20 protein-coding genes are annotated in these 23,428 nt (G+C 65.9%); 11 read left to right on the top strand and 9 right to left on the bottom strand.

What is annotated here, in order from left to right; all coding sequences use genetic code 11:
• The first annotated feature begins 80 nt into the window (after positions 1–80).
• Complete coding sequence (locus ACYVGS_RS03375) at positions 81–1,289, top strand: MFS transporter (RefSeq protein ID WP_460587587.1); 1,209 nt, start codon at positions 81–83, stop codon at positions 1,287–1,289.
• A 58-nt stretch (positions 1,290–1,347) separates the two neighbouring features.
• Here the strand turns inward: ACYVGS_RS03375 and ACYVGS_RS03370 are convergent, their stop codons facing one another.
• The 3 genes from ACYVGS_RS03370 to ACYVGS_RS03360 all read right to left on the bottom strand — a co-directional run bounded on the left by ACYVGS_RS03370 (position 1,348) and on the right by ACYVGS_RS03360 (position 3,568).
• On the bottom strand, positions 1,348–2,190 hold the full coding sequence (locus tag ACYVGS_RS03370) for an SDR family NAD(P)-dependent oxidoreductase (protein WP_460587223.1): 843 nt from the start codon (positions 2,188–2,190) through the stop codon (positions 1,348–1,350).
• A 116-nt stretch (positions 2,191–2,306) separates the two neighbouring features.
• Positions 2,307–3,086, bottom strand: coding sequence for an enoyl-CoA hydratase (locus ACYVGS_RS03365; protein WP_460587222.1), 780 nt, complete (start codon positions 3,084–3,086; stop codon positions 2,307–2,309).
• A complete protein-coding gene (locus ACYVGS_RS03360) occupies positions 3,083–3,568 on the bottom strand; it encodes a MarR family winged helix-turn-helix transcriptional regulator (RefSeq protein WP_460587221.1) in 486 nt (161 codons plus the stop codon). The genes ACYVGS_RS03365 and ACYVGS_RS03360 overlap by 4 nt, the downstream gene beginning before the upstream one ends.
• Positions 3,569–3,636: 68 nt before the next feature.
• Here ACYVGS_RS03360 and ACYVGS_RS03355 point away from each other — a divergent pair, with 68 nt between their 5' ends.
• The 6 genes from ACYVGS_RS03355 (at position 3,637) to ACYVGS_RS03330 (ending at position 9,343) form a co-directional block, all read left to right on the top strand.
• Positions 3,637–4,674, top strand: a complete 1,038-nt coding sequence (locus tag ACYVGS_RS03355) for an LLM class oxidoreductase (RefSeq protein ID WP_460587220.1) — start codon at positions 3,637–3,639, stop codon at positions 4,672–4,674.
• Positions 4,675–4,697: 23 nt separating this feature from the next.
• Positions 4,698–5,858: a helix-turn-helix transcriptional regulator gene (locus ACYVGS_RS03350; protein ID WP_460587219.1), complete on the top strand. Its 1,161-nt coding sequence runs from the start codon at positions 4,698–4,700 to the stop codon at positions 5,856–5,858.
• 57 nt (positions 5,859–5,915) lie between these two features.
• Entirely contained in the window at positions 5,916–6,206 is a 291-nt protein-coding gene (locus ACYVGS_RS03345) for a DUF1244 domain-containing protein (protein WP_460587218.1), read from the top strand.
• An 89-nt stretch (positions 6,207–6,295) separates the two neighbouring features.
• Entirely contained in the window at positions 6,296–6,967 is a 672-nt protein-coding gene (locus tag ACYVGS_RS03340; RefSeq protein WP_460587217.1) for a hypothetical protein, read from the top strand.
• Positions 6,968–6,976: 9 nt separating this feature from the next.
• Complete coding sequence (locus ACYVGS_RS03335) at positions 6,977–7,525, top strand: FlgO family outer membrane protein (protein ID WP_460587216.1); 549 nt, start codon at positions 6,977–6,979, stop codon at positions 7,523–7,525.
• A gap of 102 nt (positions 7,526–7,627) precedes the next feature.
• On the top strand, positions 7,628–9,343 hold the full coding sequence (locus tag ACYVGS_RS03330) for an amidohydrolase (protein ID WP_460587215.1): 1,716 nt from the start codon (positions 7,628–7,630) through the stop codon (positions 9,341–9,343).
• A 49-nt stretch (positions 9,344–9,392) separates the two neighbouring features.
• Here the strand turns inward: ACYVGS_RS03330 and sodB are convergent, their stop codons facing one another.
• The gene (gene sodB, locus ACYVGS_RS03325; RefSeq protein WP_460587214.1) at positions 9,393–9,974 is read right to left on the bottom strand and encodes a superoxide dismutase [Fe]; all 582 of its coding nucleotides are present in this window, start codon (positions 9,972–9,974) and stop codon (positions 9,393–9,395) included.
• Between the two features lie 210 nt (positions 9,975–10,184).
• On the opposite strand from sodB, the gene ACYVGS_RS03320 reads away from it, so the two are divergent.
• Positions 10,185–12,590 (top strand): acyl-CoA dehydrogenase, encoded by a 2,406-nt coding sequence (locus tag ACYVGS_RS03320; protein WP_460587213.1) that lies wholly within the window; start codon positions 10,185–10,187, stop codon positions 12,588–12,590.
• Positions 12,591–12,699: 109 nt separating this feature from the next.
• Here the strand turns inward: ACYVGS_RS03320 and ACYVGS_RS03315 are convergent, their stop codons facing one another.
• The gene (locus tag ACYVGS_RS03315; RefSeq protein ID WP_460587212.1) at positions 12,700–13,368 is read right to left on the bottom strand and encodes a c-type cytochrome; all 669 of its coding nucleotides are present in this window, start codon (positions 13,366–13,368) and stop codon (positions 12,700–12,702) included.
• A 22-nt stretch (positions 13,369–13,390) separates the two neighbouring features.
• Positions 13,391–14,665, bottom strand: coding sequence for an O-acetylhomoserine aminocarboxypropyltransferase/cysteine synthase family protein (locus ACYVGS_RS03310; RefSeq protein WP_460587211.1), 1,275 nt, complete (start codon positions 14,663–14,665; stop codon positions 13,391–13,393).
• A gap of 170 nt (positions 14,666–14,835) precedes the next feature.
• Between ACYVGS_RS03310 and ACYVGS_RS03305 the strand changes: the two genes are divergently transcribed.
• The 3 genes from ACYVGS_RS03305 to sstT are packed head-to-tail and all read left to right on the top strand — an operon-like array spanning position 14,836 to position 18,810.
• Entirely contained in the window at positions 14,836–15,297 is a 462-nt protein-coding gene (locus ACYVGS_RS03305) for a (2Fe-2S)-binding protein (protein WP_460587210.1), read from the top strand.
• A complete protein-coding gene (locus ACYVGS_RS03300) occupies positions 15,294–17,549 on the top strand; it encodes a xanthine dehydrogenase family protein molybdopterin-binding subunit (protein ID WP_460587209.1) in 2,256 nt (751 codons plus the stop codon). Before ACYVGS_RS03305 ends, ACYVGS_RS03300 begins: the two co-directional genes overlap by 4 nt.
• Positions 17,550–17,574: 25 nt before the next feature.
• A complete protein-coding gene (sstT, locus tag ACYVGS_RS03295; RefSeq protein ID WP_460587208.1) occupies positions 17,575–18,810 on the top strand; it encodes a serine/threonine transporter SstT in 1,236 nt (411 codons plus the stop codon).
• Here sstT and ACYVGS_RS03290 read toward each other — a convergent pair.
• The 3 genes from ACYVGS_RS03290 to ACYVGS_RS03280 are packed head-to-tail and all read right to left on the bottom strand — an operon-like array spanning position 18,782 to position 23,346.
• Positions 18,782–19,864 (bottom strand): ABC transporter substrate-binding protein, encoded by a 1,083-nt coding sequence (locus ACYVGS_RS03290; RefSeq protein ID WP_460587207.1) that lies wholly within the window; start codon positions 19,862–19,864, stop codon positions 18,782–18,784. The two genes, sstT and ACYVGS_RS03290, sit on opposite strands and share 29 nt — an antisense overlap.
• Positions 19,865–19,869: 5 nt before the next feature.
• Positions 19,870–21,264, bottom strand: coding sequence for a porin (locus ACYVGS_RS03285; RefSeq protein WP_460587206.1), 1,395 nt, complete (start codon positions 21,262–21,264; stop codon positions 19,870–19,872).
• Positions 21,265–21,288: 24 nt separating this feature from the next.
• Entirely contained in the window at positions 21,289–23,346 is a 2,058-nt protein-coding gene (locus ACYVGS_RS03280) for a BCCT family transporter (RefSeq protein WP_460587205.1), read from the bottom strand.
• Between the last annotated feature and the right edge of the window lie 82 nt (positions 23,347–23,428).

Raw genomic sequence — 23,428 nt, 5'->3', positions numbered from 1 at the left:
GCGACTTTGGTTAGACTGGGGCCTTCACCCGGCGCGCCCGCAAACGGCACGCGCATAATCCGATAACAGAGAGGCAGGTGATGTTCTACGGTTGGTGGCTGACAGCAGCGGCGTTCGTGGTGCTCATGGTGAGCAACGGCGCGATCATGTATTCCTACAGCGTGGTGGCGGTGCCCCTGGGCGAGGCCTTCGAGGCCAGTCGCACCACCATGATGCTGGGCATGACCGGCATGACCCTGGCCGGCGGCATTGCCTCACCCTTCCTCGGCGGGCTGATCGATCGCGGTTCCCTGCGGGCCATGATGCTGCTGGGTGCCGGCGGCCTGGTGCTCGGTTACCTCGCCCTGTCCGTGGCCACCGCGAGCTGGCAGATACCGGTCATCTATGCCCTGTTGATGATGCTGGGGGTCAACCTGCTCGGGCCGCTGACCACCTCCACCCTGCTGGCCCGCTGGTTTACCCGGCGCCGGGGCATGGCCCTGGGCGTCGCGGCGGTCGGGACCTCGGTGGGCGGCTTTGTCTTTCCACCGCTGGTGCAGTGGCTGATCGATACCCATGAGTGGCGCGTAGCCCTGCGCTACCTGGCGGTAGGTTGCCTGGTGATCACGCTGCCGGCCATCCTGATGGTGGCCAACCGCCCCGGCGACCGGGGCCTGCACCCGGATGGCGACAGCGTCGACCCCAACGCCGGGCAGGCCGCGCCGCCGCCGCTGTCTTCCGCGGCCCTGTTGCGGGAGCGCAACTTCTGGCTGGTGGCCCTGGCCATGAGCCTGCTGTTCGGCGTCTATACGGCGCTCCTCAGCAACCTGGTGCCCTTTGCCCTGGGTGTCGGCGCCGCACCGGAGCGGGCCGCTTTCCTGATTTCCGTGCTGGCCCTTGCCGGGATCGTCGGCAAGCTCGGTTTCGGCACCATCGCCGACCGGGTGGATCTTCGCGCCGGTCTCGCGGCGGCGATGCTGCTGGTGGTGTTGGGGCTGACGGCCTACCTGCTGGCGGAGTCCTATACCACCCTGTTGCTGGGCAGTGTGGCCCTCGGTCTGGCAGCGGGCGGCATGCTGCCGGTGTGGGGAGCGCTGCTGGCGGTGCTGTTCGGTGCGGCGAATTACGGCCGGGTGATGGGCATGATGAACCCGGTGATCATGCCCCTGACGCTGCTCGGGCCGCCCCTCGCCGGTGCGGTGTTCGACGCCACCGGCAGTTATCAGCTGGCTTTTGTCGGCTTTATCGCGGTGCTGCTGGCAGGGCTGCTGCTGTTGCCGATGATCCGTCTGCAAAAGACCCCCGGCTGAGGCCTCTGCGGGCCCGGTGGCGCTTGCCCCGGGTCCCGCTCGCGCCGCGAAGTAAGGCTTAGCCCTTCTCCGCCTGTGCCGGGAACAACTTGCGGTGCAGTTGCGGTGCCCGGATCACCCCCTTGTCGTGCCAGTCCAGGGCGTCCGGCGATTCCGCCAGCCACAGCACCACCTCGGCAATCGCTTCCGGCGACGTGGGCTTGTACAGGGTGGGAATATCCTCGCCAAAGCCGTTGGCCTTCATGACTTCGGTCAGCACGAAGCCGGGCTCCACGCTGAAGAAGCGCAGGCCGCTGTCGGCGTGCTCCACGCGCAGGCTGGGCACCATGCGGATCAGCGCGGCCTTGGAGGAGGGGTAGACAAAACTCCAGCCCCCCTGGTCGGCGGGTGCCGGTGGGTCGGCCAGGGCGGAGCCCGAGACCATGTTGATCACCGAGCCACTGCCTTGCGCGAGCATCCCCGGCAACAGCTTCTGGACCAGGGCGAGGGGGGTCAGCACATTGCCGCGGTAGATGTTTTCCGCCTGTTCCAGGGTTACCTCAAGCACCCGCTGCATGTTGCCCGGGCCCTGGTAGCAGGCATTGTTGAACAGCATGTCGACGCGGCCGAAGTGGGCCAGCGCGGCGTCCGCGGCGGCCAGAACACTGTCGGTATCCAGGATGTCGGATCGCAACAGCAGGGTTTCGGCGCCGTGCTCGCGCGCCGCCGCCGCGGTGGATTCGAGGCTGCCGGGCAGGGCGCTGGCCTGTGACGACCAGCTGCCGTGTTCGTGGGCCTCGCCTTCCTGCAGGGTGCGGGCGGTGAGGGCGAGGTCGTAACCGGCCCTTGCCAGCGCGACTGCGGTGGCGGCGCCGATGCCGCGACTCGCTCCGGTGATAAAGGCGACCTTGCGTGGATTCATAGCGGGCTCTCCTGGTGCTTTGATGGCGTTTCGTGGCTTGTGCGTGCTGGGCGTCCGGGCTTCCGGCGTCCGGGCTTTCGGCGGCCGGGCTTTCGGCGGCCGGGCTTCCGGCGTCCTTACGTTCCACCCTCGCGCTCACGGCGACCGCGTTCAATCACGCCCTGACGACGTGACTCGATCAGCTCGGCGCTGGCGCGGCGGGCGGAGGCTATGGCCTGTTCCTCTTCCCAGGCCAGGGCCTCGTTCAGGGGCATGGAATAACCGCGATCGATCATCGCCTTGTACTGTCGCAGTATCTCCGGCACGCAGGCGCACATCGCTTCGGCCATAGCCTTTGCCTTGGACAGCAGTTCCTCCGCCGGCAGCACATGGTTGACCAGGCCCCATTCGCGGGCCTGCTGTGCCGACACGGGCAGGCCGGTAAAGGCGATCTCGCGGGCGCGGGAGAGGCCCACCAGACGCGGCAGGCGCTGGCTGAGGCCCCAGCCGGGCAGGATGCCCACTCGGGCGTGAGTATCCGCGAAGCGGGCGTTTTCCGAGGCGATGAGGATGTCGCAGGCGAGAGCCAGCTCGAAGCCGCCGGTAATGGCGTGACCGTTGATGGCGCCAATGATCGGGCCGTCGAAGGCCTCCATGGCACGGGCCATGGCGTTGTTGACCTCTTCCGCGGCATTGGCGGAGTCACCCGACCCCAGCTCCTTGAGGTCGAAGCCGGCACAGAAGGCATCTCCAGCGCCGGTGATGATCAGCACCCGCACAGCCTCGTCCCGACAGCAGTCCTCCAGGGCCGCCACAAAGGCGGCGCGCAGCTCGCGGGAGAGGGCATTCTTCTGCGCTGGCCGGTTCAGGGTGAGCAGGGCATAGCCCGGATGTTTTTCCAGTAGAACGGTACTCATGGCTCGGCTCCGTCGGTGTCGTTGTGGCCTCGCGGCTGCAGTACGGCCTGCAGGCTGCCAATGGCCTGCTGCAGCGCGGTTTCGCCGATCAGCTGCGCATAGTCCTGCCACACGCGTCGGGTGGATATGCTCAGCTCCGCGATCAGACGGTTGCCCTCGGGGGTAAAGTGTATGAGCTTGGCGCGGGAGTCACTGGGATCCACGTCCCGGTGTACCAGGCCCATCTCCTCCAGTTCGTGGACGGCCTTCATCATGGACTGGGGGCGAATACCGGCCGCCTGGGCGAGGTCGGCGGCGCGGCTGGGACCATGGTACCCCAGGTAGAGGAACACGCTGCGGTGCCGGGCGCCGATACCGCGGATGCCGCGGGCCGCGAGGTCGCTGTCCAGGCGTCGCTGGAAATCCCGGGTGGTCAGCATGAGGATCTCACCCAGCTGATCGCTGAGGGTGACTGCCGCGTTGTCTGGCTCGCTGGAGGCCATCGCATTCCCGAATTTAGTAAGATAAACTGATAATAAGCGTAGCTGTTTAGATTCCGAGAGGTCAAGTCATGTTCAAGGTGTATGCGACTACCCCCGAAACCATGGGGCCCGAAGCCATTGGTGAACACGCCCGCCGTGCCGAGGCCATGGGCTTCGATGGCCTGCAGGTACCGGATGCCGTGCACGACGGTCTGTTGCTGGCGGCCCTGGCCCTGCAGGCGACCGAGCGCCTGGTGGTCGGCACCTCGGTTCTGGTGGCTTTCCCACGCAGCCCGATGACGGTGGCGGTGGCCGCCTGGGACCTGCAGCGCCTGTCCGGGGGGCGCTTCGAGCTCGGCCTCGGCACGCAGATCCGCCAGAATATCGAGCAGCGCTACTCCGCGCGCTGGGTGGCTCCCGTGGCACAGATGCGCGAGTACGTGGAATCCCTGAAGGCGATTTTTCACAGCTTCCAGACCGGCGACAGGCTGGATTACCGCGGGGAGCATTACGCGTTCACCCGCCTGCAGCCCTTCTTCAATCCCGGCGCCAATGACTGTCCGGCCCCCGCCGTCTTCTGTGGCGCGGTCGGGCCAGCGATGACGCGGATGGTTGGGGCGACGGCGGACGGCATGATCACCCACCCCACCAATACCCCGCCGCGCTATATCCGCGAGGTCTGTCTGCCGCGCCTGCAGGCCGGTTTCGACAAGGCCGGGCGCCCGGGCGGCGATTTCCGGCTGATTCTCGGCGCGCTGGTGGCGACCGGTCGCGACGACGAACAGCTTGCCCGGGAGTGGGAAAAGCAGCGCCGGCTGCTGGGCTTCCTGTATTCCACCCCCGCCTACTGGCCCAGCCTGGAGCTGTTCGGCTGGCGCGAGCGCGGGGAGGCCCTGCTCTCGCTGACCCGCGAGGGGCGCTGGCAGGACCTCGCCGGAGTGGTGGACGACGCCATGCTCGAGGCCTTCGTCCCCCGCGGGCGCTATGACCAGATCGCCGCCGTGCTGCGCGATCGCTACGCGGGCCTGGCGGGGGCCCTGACCTTTCCGATTCCCGACGACCCCGCCGACGATGCCGCGGCCGCCGAGGCGATCGCGGCGCTCAAGGCCGACGGCGAAGCAAATTGACCTGTCCCGGTGCGGGGGCCAGAATGTCGCCTCCCGAGGGGCTGTGGGCGGCGATGGACGACTACCGGATTTCCGACAACATGAACGATTTGCTGCTGGCCCTCTCCCGGGGGCCGGTGGCCGATCCCCCCTGGCGCGAGTTCCTGCGTCTTTTGGGCGGCGCCCTCGGCGCCGACTTCGTGACCTTGATCCTGCGGGCGCCGCGCCCGGGGGATGCCGGGCTGGTGATCAACTCCGTGGTGCTGTCTCCCTCGGTGTTCGACGCCTACAACAGTGATTTCTTTGCCCTCGACCCCTTCGTCAACCTGCCCACTGGTGAAGTGTTCACGGTGGAGGAGTTCATGGCGGCGGAAGACTATTACAGCTCGGATTATTACCGGCAATACGTGGCACCGACCGGCATCCGGCATCTGATGGGCGCCGACCTCGGCGACAGCCAGGGCAACAGCGCCCGCCTGCGGTTTGCCCGCCTGGCTGAGCACGGCAATTTTTGTCAGGCGGAGCGGGACCTGTGTCGGACCCTGCTGCCCCATATCCAGCAGACCCTGCGCCTGCAGGCGCGCATCGCCCGGGTGGAGAGCGAACGCTCCCTGTTTGCCGCCGCCATGGACCGCATGGCGATGGCGGCTTTCATCCTCGATCGCAATGCCCGCATCCGCCACAGTAACCGGGCGGCCGAACGCCTGCTGGCGGAGCGGCCCTGGCTGAGCGTGGACGATGGTCAGTTGCGTCTCAGTCACCGCCCGGACCAGCGCGCCTTTCGCGAGTGCTTGGACGATGTCATGAGCGCGCACCTGCGCGGGGAACCTTCGTTTATCAAGGCCCTGCGGCTGGAGGGGGAGCAGGCGCCGGGTGTCGGCATGCTGCTGCGCCCGCTGCCGCTGGTGGACGCGCCGGATGGCAGCCGCAATCCCTCGGTGGCGATTTTTGTCTCCGATCCCTACCAGCCCCGGGAGGCCCCCGCGGACCTGCTGATGACCCTGTTCGGCTTTACCCGGGCCGAGGCGAACCTGAGCCTGTTGCTGGCCAACGGGGCCACGCTGGACGAGGCCTGCGAGCAGCTGCACATTTCGCGCAATACCGGCAAGTCCCACCTCAGCGCAGTATTTTCCAAGACCGGCGTGGCGCGACAGACGCGCCTGGTGCAGCTGATCCTGCGCAGCGTCGCACAGATCGGGGATTGAATATCCGGCGCCGGGCGGTGAGACTCGCCGTTATCCACAACTGGGAGGAAGCTAATCATGTCAGAGCGAGATCAAGCGATCGAGGCCGCGGTGTTTCGCCACCTGCTGGCCCACCTCGATGAACGCAAGGATGTGCAGAACATCGACCTGATGAACCTGGCGGGCTTCTGTCGCAACTGCCTGGCCAAGTGGTATGTGGCCGCAGCCGGCGAGCAGGGGCAGGAGCTGGACTACGAGCAGGCCCGCGAGCGCATCTACGGCATGCCCTATGACGAGTGGAAGGCCCGCTACCAGCGCGAAGCCACCCCCGAGCAGCTGGCGACCATGGCCCGCCTGCAGGGAGACTGATTTCGCACAGCGTGTTTTGTTAGCACCCGAGGCTCGTGATCTAATCCCCAGAAGTTTGACAACAAAAACGTTTTTTGGGGGGGATCCACATGGCTCGCAAGGCTCTTTGCGTGCTGCTGGGGGCGGCGACGCTTCCGGGCTGCTTCAGCGCCAATACTTCGCAATTTCCACTGGCGACGACTTATCCGGTTTCCACGCAGCAGAAAATGCAGGCCGCGCATCACTGGGAGGTATTGGCTGAACACCAGGCCAGACAGTTACTCGAGAACCCGCGAATCGACGGCCGAGCGCTTAGCGTTCGCAGTAAAACTGAGGCCAACACGCCATTTTCAGAGGCTTTTGATGCGCTGCTGACCAGTCAGCTCGTCTCAAAGGGGGGATATGTCCGTACCAGCCCGGAAAACGCTCTGTTACTGACCTGGGATGCTCAAGTCATTGAGCACAAGGATCGCGGCTGGCATCGAGCCCATGAAGGGCTTTGGACTACCCTCGCAGCGGGGATCGCCGTTGCGACGCTGCCTGCGCGCAATTGGGAAGAGCCGGCACTGGCTCTCATCCCCGGTGCCGCCCTGGTCGATCTCTACAGCGGTAATTGGTGGACCGGTCCCGAGCGGCATGAAGTGCTGTTGACAACCCGGGTCGAGGACGCAGGTCAGGTCGTCTATTCATCTTCCAGTATCTATTACATCAATGGCGGTGACAGGGACCACTATCAGAAGGTAGATGGGGTTCCCACCCTTCAAGTGACAGATCGTTGGTAGGGGGAAGGCGTGATCAGTTTCAGAAATATGATGGTAAAAGGTGTTTTATTTGCCGCGCTGGTATTGCTTGGTGCCTGCGTTCCCGCCCAGCCCAACAGCCAGAATGTCGGCAATATACATGTCAATCTGGTCGATGTATTGGCGCGTTATGGCGACCAATTGGTCGAGAACGTGGAGACAAATTTGCAGCCTGAGCAGCCGGTACTGGTGGCCAGCTTTGTAGATATCGATAATATGGGGGCCACCTCGACATTTGGTCGCCAGGTGGCGGAGGGCATGTCGGGAGGCCTGACCCGCAGTCACTACCCGGTATTGGAAGTGAAGCTTCGGAACAGCCTGTTTATCAAAGAGAATACCGGCGAGCTAATGCTCTCCCGCGAACTTCACCACCTGTCGACCGAGCATGATGCTCAGGCTGTACTGGTGGGCACCTACGCTCGCGGGGGCAGCTACGTCTACGTGAATGCGAGAATCGTGCGCACCCGTGATAGTGTCATTCTGGGCAGTCACAACTTCCGCCTGCCTCTGAATCGTGACATCAGTCAGATGCTTCCCTGAGGCAGAGCCCTGAATGGTGGCTTTTCCGCTGCCACCAGAGGGTTATTGCCGGCGGCTGACAACTCTGCAAGAGTTCAGAGCTTGTCAACAGGGGAGAGTGACATGATCCGCTTCGGCAGTTACCTGGTACTACTGGTTCTGTGGCCTCTGATGGCGACCGCGGGCGACGCGCCTGTGGTCGCCGACCGCATTCTTCACAACGCGCGCATCTACACGCTGAACCCGGCGCAGCCCTGGGCGGATAGCCTGGCGATTGGTGATGACCGCATCCTCGCGGTGGGCAGCCGCGAGGTGGTGGAGGCGGTGGCGGGGCCCGATACCCGTCGCCACGACCTGCAGGGGCGCCTGGTACTACCGGGTTTCATCGACACCCACATGCACGTCGGTGACACGCTGCCCTATGTCAACGCTGCCGCCCTGAGCCCGGACATGGACCCGGAGGAGGTGCTGGATACGCTGCGCATGCACGCCGAGGCCCACCCGGAACAGAACCCGGTGATCGGCAGCGGCTTTCTCGGTGCAGCCTTCGGTGAGCAGGGACCGACTGCCGCGGACCTCGACCGCGCCATTCCCGACCGCCCGGCTATGATCTTCGACGAGGGCTTTCACTCCGCCTGGATCAACACGGCGGCGATGCGTGCGGTTGGACTGGACGCGAGCACCCCGGATCCGGATCCGGGCGTGCACTACTATCGCCGCTACCCGGACGGTCGCCCCACCGGCTGGCTGATCGAGGGCGGTGCGTTCAACTGGATCAGCGAGCGCCTCGGCGTGGTCAGTCCGGCAAGCCTGGCGGCAGGGGCCGATAGCTTTTTCGCCACGCTGTCGGCCATGGGCATTACCGCCGCCTTTGACGCCGGCATGATCGACGGCGGGGAAACCACCCTGGCACTGTTTGACCGGCTGGTGGCCGAGGGCGGACTCCCCCTGCGCGTGGTCGGCTCCCACTACGTGAATACCCGCGAAAAAGCCGCCACAGCCCTGGCGCAGCTGGACCAGCTGGGTGAGCGCTTCGCCGACGAGTTTTTCACCGTGAATACCCTGAAGGTGTCCCTGGACGGCACGGTGGAGGCGCGCACCGCCTGGATGCTCGAGCCCTACCGCCAGCCTCCGGGCCATCTGGCCCGGCCACTGCTGGCGCCGGAGGTCGCGGGTCCGCTGATAGTGAGTGCCGCCGAGCGCGGCACCGACGTGCATCTGCATACGCTGGGTGACGCCGCGGTGCGCTTTGCCCTGGACACGGTCGCAGACATCCGCGAGCGCCTGCCCGCCAGCGATTCGCGTTTCACCCTGTGTCATGTGCAGGTGGTCAATCCGGCGGACGAGGCGCGCTTTGGGGCGCTCGATGTGGTCGCCCAGTCCACCCCGAGCTGGTACGTCTACGACGATATTGCCCTGGAGTTTCTCGGCGAGGAGCGGCTGGCACAGCACTACCCCCTGCGCAGTATCGCGGCCGGTGGCGCACGGGTGACCCTGGGCAGTGATTACCCCGCCACCTGGATCGGGCTGGACGGCCTCAACCCGCTGTTCAACATCGAAATGGCCATGACCCGACGGCCGCCGGGTGAACCGGAAGCGAAGCCACAGCCACGGGCAAGCGAGGTACTGAGCCTGGAGCAGGCGATTCGTGGCTACACACGGGATGCTGCCTGGCAGATCCGTCTGGAAGACGAAATCGGTTCGCTGGAGGCCGGCAAGCAGGCTGACCTGGTGGTGCTGAGCGACAATCTCTTCGAACTGCCGGCACACCGGATTCACCGGGCGAAAGTCGATCTGACAGTGATGGACGGTAAGGTGGTGTTCGGCTCGCTGGAGTAGCGGGAGGCAGGGGCAGCGGTGTGCCCGGCAGGGCACACCGCAGTCGCGATCAGGCGAAGTTCTGGTTCACGAAGTCCCAGTTGACCAGCGCCCAGAAGGCGTCCATGTACTTGGGACGCGCGTTGCGGTAGTCGATGTAGTAGGCGTGCTCCCAGACGTCGACGGTCAGCAGCGGGGTCACGCTGTCGTCGGTCAGGGGCGTTTCCGCATTGCTGGTGTTGACGATAGCGACGCTGCCGTCGGCTTTCTTGACCAGCCAGGTCCAGCCGGAGCCGAAGTTGCCCACGGCGGAATCGGTGAATTCCTTCTTGAAGGCATCGAAGGAGCCGAAGGCCTTGTCGATTGCCTCGCCGACCGCACCGCTGGCGGCACCGCCACCGTTGGGGCTCAGGCAGTTCCAGTAGAAGGTGTGGTTCCAGACCTGCGCAGCGTTGTTGAAGACGCCGCCCTTGGAGCTCTTGATGATGTCCTCGAGTGACTTGCCCTCGAACTCGGTGCCGGGAATCATGCCGTTGAGTTTTTCAACGTAGGTGTTGTGGTGCTTGCCGTAGTGGTAATCCAGGGTCTCTTCCGAGATGTGCGGAGCGAGAGCGTCCCGGGCGTAGGGCAGAGCGGGAAGTTCAATAGCCATTCTGTCTTTCCTCCGTTGGGGTTAAACGTCAATGTGTACCCACCCGCGTCGGTGGTGTAACACCCGCGGTAGCGAAGTGGGTTCGATGACGGTGTGCTTGTTATAGAGTGATCAGTATAACGTGTCCGAACAGGGCTTGCATTGTTCCGGATGCGCCGGATGGACTAAGGTTAGTGGACTGCGTTCTGCGCGAATCGAGGAGTCCGGCCCATGTTGTTGCTGTCGCTGTTGTTGTTTTTCGCCCTGTTGGTGGCGGTGCTCTACCTGCGACCATCCCTGCAGGTGGGCACGGTCTGCCTGTTGGTGGGCTCCCTGCTGCTGACGGCCCTGCATGCCGGCATCTGGCTCGTGTTGCTGCCGCTGGCTGCGGTGCTCGCGGTGCTCAATGTGTCCGACTGGCGGCGCAGGGTGCTGGTGCAGCCGGCCTGGGGCTTGTTGCGCCAGGCGCTGCCGCCGATGAGTGACACCGAGCGCGAGGCCATCGAGGCGGGAACTACCTGGTGGGAGAAGGACCTGTTCAGTGGGCAGCCCGACTGGCAGCGCTTCGCGGGCATTCGCCTGCCGCGCCTGAGTGAGAAGGAACAGGCCTTTCTCGACAAAGAGGTGGAGGAACTGTGCAGCCTGATCGACGAGTGGGAAGTGCAGCAGCGTCAGGACCTGCCGGAGCCAGTCTGGGATTTCCTGCGTCAGCGGGGCTTTTTCGGCCTGATCATTCCGGAGACCTTCGGCGGCCGGGATTTCAGCCCCTACGCCCAGAGCTGCATCATGAGCAAGATTGCCAGCCGCTCCCTGACCGCGGCGGTCACCGCGATGGTGCCGAACTCCCTCGGCCCGGGCGAGCTGCTGGTCAAGTACGGGACCGAGGAGCAGCAACAGCGCTGGCTGCCGGGCCTGGCTGACGGCAGTGAGTTGCCCTGCTTTGGCCTGACCGGTCCGGAAGTCGGCTCCGACGCCGGTGGCATTCCCGATCTCGGGGTGGTCTGTCGCGGCGAGTTCGAGGGGCGCGAGGTTCTCGGTATCCGTCTGACGTTTCACAAGCGCTGGATCACCCTGGCGCCGGTGGCCACGGTGGTCGGCCTGGCCTTCCGTCTGCAGGATCCGGAGGGTCTGCTGGGCGACCCGGAGAAGAGCGACTACGGGATTACCTGTGCCCTGCTGCCCGCCGATCACCCCGGGGTGGAGATCGGTCGCCGCCACAACCCGGGCGCGCCGTTCATGAACGGCCCGGTACAGGGGAGCGATGTCTTCATTCCCGTCGACTGGATCATTGGTGGTCCGGAGATGGCCGGCAAGGGCTGGCGCATGCTGATCGAGTGCCTGGGTGCCGGTCGCGGTGTCTCCCTGCCGGCCCTGGCTACCGCCAGTGGCGAGATGTGCTACCTGACCGTCGGCGCCTGGTCGCGTATTCGCCGCCAGTTCAATCTCGAGGTGGGCAAGTTCGAAGGGGTGCAGGAGGCCACGGCGCAAATTGCCGCCGGTGCCTACCTGCTGGAAGCCATGCGCCAGTTTGTAACCCGCGGGCTGGAGGAAGGCACGCCCTCTGTGTTGACCGCCATGGCCAAGTACCACGCCACCGAGCGGATGCGTCAGCTGGTCAACCACGGCATGGATGTGATCGGTGGGCGCGGCATCCAGTTGGGGCCACGCAATTTCCTCGGCCCTGCCTACCACGCCTTGCCCGTGGCCATCACCGTCGAGGGGGCGAACATCCTGACCCGCTCGCTGATGATTTTCGGTCAGGGGGCGATTCGCTGCCATCCCTATCTGCTGGATGAAATGACCTCGCTGCAGGCCGAGAGTGAATCGCTGGGTCTGGATACCTTCGAGCCGCTGCTGCTGGGGCATCTCGGGCACGTCGGCAGCAACGGGGCGCGGGCGCTTTGCCTGGGCCTGTCCCGGGGCCTGGGCAGCCCGGTTCCGGACACCGCAGACAGTTTCAGCCAGCGCTGGTACCAGCGCATCAACCATCTGAGTGCGGCCATGGCGACTTGCGCCGACGCCGCGCTGGGCGTGCTCGGTGGCGAATTGAAGCGCCGGGAAATGCTCTCCGCGCGCCTGGGTGATGCCCACAGTCAACTGCTGATGGCCTGCGCCGTGCTGAAATTCCACGACAGCCAGCCGCGCACCGCGGCGGGGGATGCCCATGCGCGCTTTGCCATCCAGCAGTGCCTGCACGAGGCCCAGGAAGCCCTGATCGGCTTCTGCGACAACTTCAACCCGCGGGTGCTCGGCTGCGCCCTGCGTGGGCTGATTCTGCCCTTCGGGCGTTGCCACCCCGCGCCCAGTGACAGCCAGGTGCGCGAGCTGGGCGATCTGATCATGCAAGCCAGCCCCGTGCGCAAGCTGCTGGCCGGACACGTCTATCTCAGCCAGGACCCCGAGGACGCCGTGGGCAGGGTGGAGACCACCTACCAGCTGCTACTGGAGGTAGAGGAGCCATTCCAGGCCTTTGCCCGGGCCCGGGCAAAGGGTGAGGTCACGGCTCGCGAGCTTGACCAGGCCCTCGACCAGGCAGTCGAGCAGGGCGTGATACGCGCGGAAGATCGCGAGGCCTTGAAGCACTACGAAGCGCGCCGGCGGGATTGCCTGCTGACCGACCACTTCGAAAGCCTCTGAGGCGGATCGGGGGCGCCCCTCAGTGAGGCGCGCCTGTTCCCTGCGCGACGCGTGCTCCAGGCGCGGTTCAGGCGGGGTTCAGGCGAGGTCCAGGGGGGGAGGGCTGGCCTCAGGGCCTCGACCCGGTGTCGCGGTAGCCGTCGACGGCGATGTAGTCGATGGCGCGCTGGAGGATTTCCCGGTCGCCGTCGTGGGCGGCCACGTCGTGCATCCACACGCTCTGCAGGTCGTCGTCCTGCTCGCTGCCCCGCTGGCCACTGGCGTAGCTGTCCATCTGCCGGCGCAGATAGGCCGCGTCCAGGATGTCCAGCCGCGGGGCGCCCATCGCCGGGTAGCCCTCGCCGTCCTGGCCGTGGCAGTGGCCGCAAACGTCGCGATAGATCTCGCCATCCTGTGCCCGCCGCCCCGGTTTCGGGCTTTCCTGGTCCGAGGGCGCCTCGCGGCCGGTCGAGGTTAGGGCGGGCAGCTGGGCGTAGTAGCTGGACAGGGCCTGGATCTGTTCGTCGCTCATGCCCACGCTGGCGCCGGACATGGTGCCGCCGCCGAGGTCGGCGGGGTGGCCGCCGCGGCGACCGTCCCGGAAACCGCTGAGCTGTCGCGCGAGATACTGGCTCAGCTGACCGGCGAGGGCGGGTGCCCCCAGCTCGGCACTGCCCTCGCCGTGGCCGCCGTGACAGCCGGCGCAGGCGGAGATCAGCGGGTCCAGCTCGGCGGCATCCTCGGCGAGGAGCGGTGAACAGGCCAGCAGGCTCAAGCCCAGTAGTGTCAGTGTGCGCATCTTTGGCACTCCCGGTGGCTGGTCAGGCGCTGGCGTTCAGTGCCTGCTCGATGTCGGCGATGATGTCGTCGACGTGCTCTATCCCGATGGAAAGCCGAACCATGTCCTCGCTCACCCCGGCCGAGGCCAGTTCTTCCGGGTCCAGCTGCCGGTGGGTGGTGGTGGCGGGGTGGCAGGCCAGCGACTTGGCATCGCCGATATTCACCAGGCGCAGGATCAGCTGCAGGGCGTCGATGAAGCGGGCGCCGGCCTCGCGTCCCCCGTCGATACCAAAACTGAGAATGCCCGAGGCCTGTCCGCCGCAGATCTTCTCGCAGGTGGCGCGGTGGGGGCTGTCGGCCAGGCCGGCGTAATTGACCCAGCGCACCCGGGGGTGTTGCTGCAGCCACTTGGCGACCGAGAGGGCATTCTCGCAGTGCCGCTGCATGCGCAGCTCCAGGGTTTCCAGGCCCTGCATCAGCAGGAAGGCGCTATGGGGTGAAAGCGCGGCGCCGGTGTTGCGCAGGGGCACGACGCGGCAGCGACCGATAAAGGCCGCCGGCCCGAAGGCCTCGGTGTAGACCACACCGTGGTAGGAGGGGTCCGGGGTATTGAGAATCGCGAAGCGGTCCGCGTGGGCCGCCCAGTCGAAGCGGCCGCTGTCGACAATCGCGCCGCCAATGGTGGTGCCGTGCCCACCGATGTACTTGGTGAGGGAATGTACGACGATGTCCGCACCGTGATCGAACACGCGGCAGAGCATCGGCGTCGCCACGGTGTTGTCGACGATCAGCGGCACGCCCGCGGCGTGGGCAATCTCGGCCCAGCGCTGCAGGTCCACGACATTGCCCGCGGGGTTGCCGATGGACTCGCAGAACAGTGCGCGGGTATTGCTGTCGATCAGGCTGGCGACCCGCTCGAAATCCCCGGCGTCGGCGAAGCGTACCTCAATGCCCTGGCGGGGAAAGGTGTGGGCGAAGAGATTGTAGGTGCCACCGTAAAGCTGGGAGGTGCTGACGATGTTGCAGCCCACCTCGGCGATGGCCTCGATGGCATAGCGAATGGCGGCCATGCCGGAGGCCACGGCCAGCGCGCCGACACCGCCCTCGAGGGCCGCCAGGCGCGCCTCGAGAACCGCATTGGTCGGGTTCATGATGCGGCTGTAGATGTTGCCCGGCACCTTGAGGTCGAACAGGTCGGCGCCGTGCTGGGTGTCGTTGAAGGTGTAGGAGGTGGTCTGGTAGATCGGCGTGGTGGCGGCATTGGTGGCGGGGTCGCCTTCATAGCCGGCATGCAGGGCAAGCGTCGCGGGCTTCATGGGCTTTCTCGGTCTCTGTTGTCGGACGCCGCAGCGTAGCAAACCTGCCGGGTTTGGCAAGCGCTACAGGGCCCGTTGGCGCTGGCGGTGGCGAGGCCCCGGCGCAGGGCTGATTTTGCGCTGTGGGCTGGCTGCGCTAAGCTGAACGCAATGTCACTGAGGAGCCGACCATGAAACTGAACGTCAATGGGGAAGAGCGGCAACTGGACGCCCCCGCCGAAATGCCGCTGCTGTGGGCCCTGCGCGACTTGCTGGGCCTGCGCGGCACACGCTATGCCTGCGGCCAGGGGCTGTGTGGCAGCTGTACGGTTCATCTGGACGGCAAACCCGTGCGCAGTTGTCTGACCACCCTGGAACAGGCGGCCGGTGCCGAAGTCACCACGATCGAGGGGCTCGGCGGCAAGGCCGGGGACCACCCGCTGCAGCAGGCCTGGCGCGAGCACGGTGTTCCCCAGTGCGGCTACTGTCAGGCGGGGCAGCTGATGAGCGCGGCCGCCCTGCTGCGGGATACACCCTCACCCTCGGACGAGGAGATCGACTCTGCCCTGGCCGGCAACCTCTGTCGCTGCGGAACCTATGCGCGCATCCGCGCCGCGGTGCACGCGGCAGCAGAGCAGGGGGGTGACGCATGAACACGGTGCAGCAGATCTCCCGGCGCCGTTTCCTGGCGCTGACCGGGATGACCGCCGGCGGCCTGGTGCTGGGTGCTTCGGTGGTGGGCAGTCGCCCAGGCCTTGCAGGCGTTCTGGATACCGCCCAGGGGCAGTCCCTCAATCTTTTCGTGACCCTGTCCGAGGACGGCGCCGTGGACATCGTTGCCCACCGCTCCGAGATGGGTACCGGGATCCGCACCAGCCTGCCACAGGTGGTGGCGGACGAAATGGAGGCGGACTGGTCCCGGGTACGGGTGATCCAGGCCCTGGGCGATCCCGCCTACGGCAGTCAGAACACCGATGGCTCTCGCTCGGTGCGCGATTTCTACCACACCATGCGCCAGATGGGGGCCGCCGCCCGGCGCCTGCTTGAGCAGGCAGCCGCGCAGCGTTGGGAGGTGCCCCTGTCCGAGTGCCGTGCCAGCAAGCACCGCGTCCTGCACAGCGCGAGCGGGCGCGAGCTCGGTTTCGGCGAGCTGGCCCGGGCGGCCTCGGCGCTGCCGATGCCGGCACTCGACAGTCTGCCGCTGAAAGCGGCAGAGGATTTCCGCTACATCGGCAGTGGGCTGGAGATTGTCGACCTCGACGATATCGTTACCGGTCGCGCCGTCTACGGGGCCGATGTCGTGTTGCCGGAGATGCTCTATGCCACCGTCGCCCGCAGTCCCTGGCTGGACGGTCATATCGCTAGCTTTGACGCCGAACCGGCGCGCGCCGTGAGCGGTGTGCAGGACGTGGTCGAGCTGCGCGCGCCGGCGGGCCCGCGGGGTTTCCAGCCTATCGAGGGCCTTGCGGTACTCGCCAGCAATACCTGGAGCGCTCTGCAGGGGCGCCAGGCACTCAGCGTCAGCTGGCGGGACAGCAGTCACAGCGACCACGACTCCGCCAGCTATCTGGACGGGCTGGAAAGCTCCGTACGCGAGAACAGCGGCACGGTGGTGCGTCAGCGCGGTGACGTGGATGCCGCACTCTCCGCCGCCAGCCAGGTCGTCGAAGCGAGTTATCGCACACCCTACCTGGCCCACGCGCCGATGGAGCCGCCGGTTGCGACCGCGCGGGTCAGCGTGGAGGGCTGTGAGGTCTGGACCTGCACCCAGAACCCGCAGGCGGTACAGGCGGCGGTGGCCGAGGCCCTGGACCTGAAGCCGGAGCAGGTGAAGGTGCATGTCACCCTGCTGGGCGGCGGTTTTGGGCGCAAGTCCAAGCCCGATTACTGCGTGGAGGCCGCGCGACTGGCGGCTCACAGCGGCAAGCCGGTACAGGTGGTCTGGAGCCGCGAGGACGATATCCACCACGATTATTTCCACGCGCCCTGTGCCCAGTACTACCGCGCCGCCCTGGACGACCAGGGTGCGGTGCAGGCCTGGCTGGCGCGTCAGGCGGCGACACCGATTGGCTCGACCTTCGACGCCAGCGTCGACACCCTGGATGATGGCTCCCTCTCGCAGACCTTCGCCAGCATCCCCTTTGCCACGCCAAACCTGCGCCTCGAATCGCTGCCGGCACCGGCGCATGCGCGCATCGGTTGGTTGCGCTCGGTCTACAACATTCCCTTCGCCTTTGGTGTGGGCAGTTTCGTTGACGAACTGGCCCACGCCGCGGGCAAGGACCCGGCACAAATGTGGCTGGACCTGATCGGCGAGGACCGCGAGCTCGACTTCAGCGAGGAGGGTTTCGAATACAGCAACTACGGCCGCAGCCTGGCCGACTACCCCTATCAGACCGGTCGTCTCAAGGCTGTACTGCGGGCGCTGCTGGAACAGATTCCTTGGGGCGAGGAGCTGCCCGAGGGGCAGGGCTGGGGGCTGTCCCTCAGTAACAGCTTCCTCAGTCATACCGCCGTGGCCAGCAAGGTGGAAGTCCGCGACGGCAAGCTGCGTGTGCTGGAAATGCACGGGGCGATTGATGCCGGTCGCGTGGTCAACCCGGATCGGGTCCACGCGCAGATGGAGGGTGGCATGTTGTTTGGCCTGAGCCTGGCCCTGATGGGCGAGATCAGTTTTGCCGATGGCCAGGTGCAGCAGTCCAATTTCCACGATTATCCGGTGGCCAGCCTGGCCCAGTCACCGCGCGTCATCCGCAGCCACATTGTGACCAGCGACGCGCCGCCGAGCGGGGTGGGGGAGCCGCCGACGCCGCCGTCGGCGCCGAGCATCGCCAACGCCGTGTTTGCCGCCACCGGCCAGCGGATTCGCGAGTTGCCCCTGCGCAAACATTTCACGGTGCTGTAAGCGCGACTGCTGACGGAGCTGGCGAGTGCGATTGCGTTCACTGGGGCTGGTGCCCCAGATTTTCCTGGGTGTGCTGGCGGGAGCCGGGTTGGGTTTGCTGGCGCCGGGCCTGGCCGAGCCCCTGGGGCTGCTCGGGGAGTTGTTTGTCGGCATGCTCAAGGCGGTGGCACCGCTGCTGGTAATGCTGCTGGTGATGTCGGCGATCGCCAATCGCCACGAACGCCGCGGCGATGGCCGCAAGGTGGCACTGGTCCTGGGTCTCTATCTGGTTGGTACCGTCAGCGCCGCGCTGTTGGCGCTGCTTGCCAGTTGGGCCTTCCCGCAGACGCTGGTACTTGCCTCGGCGGCCGAGGGCAGCCCCCCGGCGGCAGTTTCCAGCGTGCTCACCGATGTGCTGTTCAGCCTGATCGACAACCCGGTCAATGCCCTGCTGACCGGCAATTTCCTCGGCTGTCTGACCTGGGCCGTGCTGCTGGGGCTGAGTTTCCGGCGCGCCAGTCTGGGCTTCCGCGAGCACCTGGAAACCCTGGCGGTCGGTGTCAGCGACGTCGTGCGTTACGTGATCCGCCTGGCGCCCCTAGGCATATTTGGTCTGGTTTGCGCGACGGTGGCGAGCACCGGCGTGGCGGCGCTGGCTTCCTATGCCAGTCTGGCGGCCCTGCTCCTGGGAACCATGCTGGCCATGGCGCTGCTGCTGAATCCCCTGCTGGTGTTCCTGGTCAGCGGCCGCAACCCGTTTCCCATTGTCTTCAAATGCCTGGAAGAGTCCGGGGTGACGGCTTTCTTCACCCGCAGTTCCGCGGCCAACATTCCGGTGAACCTCAACCTGGCAAAGAAGCTGGGCATCTCCGAGGAACTGTTCGCGGTAACGATTCCCGTGGGCGCGACCATCAACATGGCCGGGGCGGCGATTACCATTACCGTACTCACCCTGGCAGCGGTCAATACCCTGGGTATCGACACTGCCTTCGGCACCGCCCTCCTGCTGTGTATCGTGTCCGCCCTTGCGGCCTGTGGCGCCAGCGGGGTGCCTTCGGGGAGCCTGCTGCTGGTTCCCCTGGCCTGTTCACTCTTCGGTATACCCCTGGACGTCGCGATGCAGGTCGTGGCCGTCGGTTTCGTGATCAGTGTGCTGCAGGACTCCGCGGAGACGGCGCTGAATTCCTCGACCGACGTGGTCTACACCTGGGCCGTGGACCAGTGGCGCCCCGGCGTTGTTCCCCGCAACGGTGCTAGCGAGGCAGATTCCGCGGCACCATGACCGGCTGCTCCAGCCAGCGCTCGAAGCGCGGGGCAATGCGGTCCAGGTGTTCCGACCACCAGCGGGCGTCCAGCTCAATGGCGTTGCTCAGGTTCTCCGGTGCCGTGGGCAATTGCTCGCGGCGTTCCGCCGGCAGCAGGTCCAGGGACGAGCGCCGCACCGGGCCGTAGGGAATGTGGCGGGCCTGTCCGGCGAGGCTTTCGGTGGAGGTGGCAAAGCGGATGAAGTCGCGGGCCAGTTCGGTGTTGCGCCCGTTGCGGGGAATACCCCAGACATCGTAGAACCAGAGCTGGTGATCCCAGAGGATCTGCAGGGGTACGCCGCGCTCGACGGCGCCGGGCACCCGGCCGCTGTAGACCCCGGCCATCACCACCTGGCCGGTTTCCAGCATGCGGATGGCCTCCTGGCCGGTGCGCCACCAGTCGGTGTGCGGCTTGATCCGCGCCAGTACCTCGAAGGCCCGGTCGAGCCCCGCCTCGGTGGAGAGTACCCGGTAGACCGCGTCCTCGGGCACGCCGTCGGCGATCAGCGCCCACTCCAGGTTGCCCTGGGGGCCCCGGCGCAGGGCGCGCCGCCCGGGCCAGGTCCCCAGGTCGAAGAAATCCTCCAGTTGCGTCGGCGCACGCTCCAGGTGCTCGCGATGCCAGGCCACCACGGTGGACCCGACCACATTGCCGACCCCGCAGGGCATCAGGCTGTGGTGGATGAAATCCTCGTCCGCGGGGGTGCCGTCGCTGCCCGGGGGCAGGCTGTCTGGGTCAATCGGCTCCAGCAGGCCTTCCTGGCAGGCGCGCAGGGCATCGAACAGCTCCAGGTCGACCACGTCCCAGTGCACATTCCAGGCGCGCACCTGGGCGCGGATCTCCTCGATACCGCCGCTGTACTGCAGCACATTGACCCGCACCCCGGTGGCTTCCTCGTAGGGACGGATGAAGCCGAGAATCTGGCTCTTGACGTAGGCGCCGTCCCAGGAGACGACGTTCAGTTGCGCTTGCGCGGAGGCGGAGCTGGCGGCCAGCAGGCACAGCAGGCCCAGGGTCAGTTGTCGCAGCATCACAGTCACCAGTAGAAGCCGATGTTCACGTTGAAGCGCCCCCGCCATTCGTCCTCGCCCCCGGCAGCCATGGAGCCGTTGCCGAAGAAGGCCATGTTGTTGGCCAGGATATAGTCGACATAGGTAAACAGGGGCCCGCTGCCGATGGCGCAGCCCAGGGTGTTGATCTGGGAGTCGAGCTGGCCGTCGCCGTCCTTGAACAGGCGGGAATAATCGTTGTAGCAGGTCACCTGGTCAATGAAGGACCAGGGCGAGGCGAAGTTGTAGGCGATGTTGGCGACCAGCACGTCGGCGGAGCCGGCGATATCATAGCTGCCGCCGAAAGCGCCGACGCGCACCGCGTCCCGGCTCAGCCCCGGGGGATTGGCCGGATCGTAATCGTAGCGAATACCCTGCAATTGCAGGTTCCAGCGTCCGCAGCGACTGTCCAGGTGCAGGGCGCCGGCCCAGTGCTCGCCGCGGCGGTCGCTGGTGCTGTTGTAGAGTTCGGAACGCTGGGCGGAAGCGCCCAGCTCGGTTTCGCAGCCGCTGCCGAGGCCGAGGGTGTAGGCCAGGCGGGCGTTGAACTGGTCGATCTCCTCGTTCTGCTGGTCGCCATCCAGTACCAGGTCGAAGGAGTAGCGGTCCAGGTCGCCGGCGCTGTTGAGTTCCTCGTTCTTGTAGAAGGCCAGGTGGCTGCTCCAGGGTCCGTCCTGGCGCTGATAGCGGATGCCCATGTCGTAGTCATCCGCCAGGCCCAGGTAGTAGGGCACGCCAAACCAGGCGTTGTGGGCGGCGTAGGGCAGCAGGCCGAAGGGCACCTGGTGGATGCCCACCTGCAGCTGGCTCTGGTCCTCGAACTGATAGCCGACCCAGCCGTGGTGGATGGTGTCCATGTAGGTGTAGAAGCGGTATTCCGCCGAAACCAGGATGTTGTCCAGTTCGCCATCGATATTCAGGCGGAAGACGTCCAGACCGCTCTCCCCGTACTTGCCCTCGGAGCTGTCGACGAAATCCCGGTGCACCACGTTGAAGCGCAGGGCGCCGCCGATATCCACCGAGGGCGGTGGCGCCGGGGGTGGCGCATTGCTCTCGCGTTCGCTGCCGAGCACCGCCTGGGCCAGTCGTTCATCCGCGGCGATGGCATCGTCGCGGGCGGTGGCCTCTGCCGTCGGCGCTTCAGCGCTCCCCGGAGTGCCGGTCAGCAGCTCCTCGCGCAGGGTGCCGCTGCCGGCCGGCGCTGGCTGGCGCTCGGTTTCCAGGGCCCGCAGGCGCGCCTCCAGGGCCTCGATGCGCTGCAGCAGGGCCTCAATGCGGGCGCTGTCCTCGGCACTGACCGGCACGGCGAAGAGGGCCAGCAGCAACAGGGATGCGGACCCGTGTTGCCGCACTGTCAATGCAGAAAGCCGCCTGTGTTCCATGCTTGCACTCCCGATTGGCTCTGCTCAGGAAGGCTGCTGTGCCTCCGGGTCAACCTGCAGCAGCTCGTCGTGCTCCTCCATGCGCCAGGGCAGGCTCCCGGGGGAGATATGCAGGAAGTTCAGCTGCTTTTCGAACTGGTCGAGAATGTCGGTGATGATGTCGTGCTGGTCCAGCCCGTAGACATCGTAGGACTGCCCGCCCCGGCGCAGAAAAACTTCGGCACGGTAGTAGACGTGCTCGCTGTCCTGGTTGTGAACCATCTCCGGATAGGCATAGTCGGGCAGGGCGTGCTCGATCATGCGAATCTCGTAGATGAAGTCCAGCAGCCCTTCCTTGATCACTTCCAGGTAGATACGGGCGGTCGCCGGATCCTCGTGGACTTCGGTCTTCCAGTCCTGCTTCTGCAGCTCGCGTTCCACCCGCAGCATGGCCTTGCGCACGGTGGTGTGCATGAAGTGTTCCACCTCTTCGCGGTCGGGGAAGGTCACCATGCCCAGCAATCGCTTGCGCCACAGGCCGCGACCGGAGGTCCCGGAGAAGCGCTGTTGTATCTCGGTCTTGAGGCTGCTGTGGTGATGGCCCTCGATCACCAGGGCCCGCCACATGCCGATGGCGGCAATGATCATGATGATGGAGAAGGGCAGAGCGCTGGCGATGGCCATGGTCTGCAGGGCGCTGAGCCCGCCTGCCAGCAGCAGTACCGAAGCCACGGTGCCCTCGGCGGTGGCCCAGAACACCCGCTGCCACACCGGGGTGTAGCTGGCGCCGCCGGAGGCGAGGGAGTCGATCACCAGGGAGCCGGAGTCGGAGGAAGTGACGAAAAAGGTGATGATCAGCAGTACCGTGATGAAGGACACCACCGAGGACAGCGGCAGCGCCTCGTAGAGACGGAACAGGGCGATCGCCTGGTCCGCCTGCACCTGGCCGATCAGCGTGTGATAGCCCTCGTTCATGATCAGGTTCAGCGCGGTGTTGCCAAAAATCGAGAACCAGAGAAAGGTGAAGATCGAGGGCACCAGCATCACCCCGACCACGAACTGGCGGATGGTGCGGCCGCGGCTGATCTTGGCGATGAACAGCCCGACGAAGGGCGCCCAGGAGATGGTCCAGCCAAAAATGAACAGGGTCCAGTTGCCGATCCAGTCGCTGCGGGAATAGGCCTGCAGGTTGAAGGTGCGTTCGACGATGTTGTTCAGGTAGGAGCCGGTGTTCTGCAGGAAACTCTCGAGGATGTGAATGCTGGGCCCCACCGAGAATACGAAAAGCATCAGCGAGGCCGCCAGGAACATGCTCAGAATCGACAGCCGTTTGACACCTTTGTCCATCCCGGCGACCACGGAGAAGATGGCCGCGCAGGTGATCAGGGCAATGGCGACGATCTGTACCGTGACATTGACCGGGATGGCGGGCCAGAGATAATTCAGGCCGGCATTGATCTGTGCCACCGAGAGCCCGAGGGTGGTGGCAATGCCGAACATGGTGCCGAGGATGGCGAACACGTCCACCGCGTGCCCCATGGGGCCGTGGATGCGCTCGCCGATCAGCGGGTAGAGGGCCGCGCGCATGGAGAGGGGCAGGCCGTGGCGAAAGGCGAAATAGGCCAGCACCAGGCCCACCAGCCCGTAGATGGCCCAGATGTGGAAGCCCCAGTGAAAAAAGGAAATCTGCATCGCCTGCTTGGCGGAGTCCACGGTCTCCGCGGCCCCCGCCGGGGGTGAGGCGTAGTGCAGCACCGGCTCGGCGACGCCGAAAAAGAGCAGGGCGATGCCGTAGCCGGCGGAAAACAGCATGGCGAACCAGGCGGGGAAGCTGTACTGGGGGTCGGCGTGGTCAGGCCCCAGTTTGATGTGTCCCCACTTGGTGAAGGCGACACCCACGATGAACAGAAGGAAGAAGGCGACCGACAGCATGTAGAACCAGCCGAAGGTCTCGGTGATATAGGCCAGGGTGGCACTGAAGGCGTTACCGGCCAGTTCGGGGTTGCTGATGGTGCCGATCACCAGCAGGGCGATCACGGCCACAGCGGGGACGAAGACGGGAACGAGCACGGTGGAGTTAAGCGCCTTGTTATCTGCCGGCATCGACGGGTCCTTCCGGTATCGGATTTGGACCCATGGTGCATGGAAGCGGCGGCCGGCGCAAACCGGCCGGGGCGGGGGCCGC

This window comes from Haliea atlantica, assembly GCF_054779855.1.
Note: the sequence above shows the minus strand (reverse complement) of the source record. Positions and strands in the feature narration are given on the sequence as shown.

Coding starts and splice junctions, on each gene's coding strand:
- ACYVGS_RS03310 (WP_460587211.1), bottom strand. CDS start 14,665: ATGAAGCCCGCGACGCTTGCCCTGCATGCCGGCTATGAAGGCGACCCC.
- ACYVGS_RS03350 (WP_460587219.1), top strand. CDS start 4,698: ATGTCGCCTCCCGAGGGGCTGTGGGCGGCGATGGACGACTACCGGATT.
- ACYVGS_RS03320 (WP_460587213.1), top strand. CDS start 10,185: ATGTTGTTGCTGTCGCTGTTGTTGTTTTTCGCCCTGTTGGTGGCGGTG.
- ACYVGS_RS03290 (WP_460587207.1), bottom strand. CDS start 19,864: ATGCTGCGACAACTGACCCTGGGCCTGCTGTGCCTGCTGGCCGCCAGC.
- ACYVGS_RS03315 (WP_460587212.1), bottom strand. CDS start 13,368: ATGCGCACACTGACACTACTGGGCTTGAGCCTGCTGGCCTGTTCACCG.
- ACYVGS_RS03305 (WP_460587210.1), top strand. CDS start 14,836: ATGAAACTGAACGTCAATGGGGAAGAGCGGCAACTGGACGCCCCCGCC.
- ACYVGS_RS03365 (WP_460587222.1), bottom strand. CDS start 3,086: ATGAGTACCGTTCTACTGGAAAAACATCCGGGCTATGCCCTGCTCACC.
- ACYVGS_RS03340 (WP_460587217.1), top strand. CDS start 6,296: ATGGCTCGCAAGGCTCTTTGCGTGCTGCTGGGGGCGGCGACGCTTCCG.
- ACYVGS_RS03345 (WP_460587218.1), top strand. CDS start 5,916: ATGTCAGAGCGAGATCAAGCGATCGAGGCCGCGGTGTTTCGCCACCTG.
- ACYVGS_RS03285 (WP_460587206.1), bottom strand. CDS start 21,264: ATGGAACACAGGCGGCTTTCTGCATTGACAGTGCGGCAACACGGGTCC.
- ACYVGS_RS03280 (WP_460587205.1), bottom strand. CDS start 23,346: ATGCCGGCAGATAACAAGGCGCTTAACTCCACCGTGCTCGTTCCCGTC.
- sodB (WP_460587214.1), bottom strand. CDS start 9,974: ATGGCTATTGAACTTCCCGCTCTGCCCTACGCCCGGGACGCTCTCGCT.
- ACYVGS_RS03360 (WP_460587221.1), bottom strand. CDS start 3,568: ATGGCCTCCAGCGAGCCAGACAACGCGGCAGTCACCCTCAGCGATCAG.
- ACYVGS_RS03370 (WP_460587223.1), bottom strand. CDS start 2,190: ATGAATCCACGCAAGGTCGCCTTTATCACCGGAGCGAGTCGCGGCATC.
- ACYVGS_RS03300 (WP_460587209.1), top strand. CDS start 15,294: ATGAACACGGTGCAGCAGATCTCCCGGCGCCGTTTCCTGGCGCTGACC.
- ACYVGS_RS03330 (WP_460587215.1), top strand. CDS start 7,628: ATGATCCGCTTCGGCAGTTACCTGGTACTACTGGTTCTGTGGCCTCTG.
- ACYVGS_RS03355 (WP_460587220.1), top strand. CDS start 3,637: ATGTTCAAGGTGTATGCGACTACCCCCGAAACCATGGGGCCCGAAGCC.
- ACYVGS_RS03375 (WP_460587587.1), top strand. CDS start 81: ATGTTCTACGGTTGGTGGCTGACAGCAGCGGCGTTCGTGGTGCTCATG.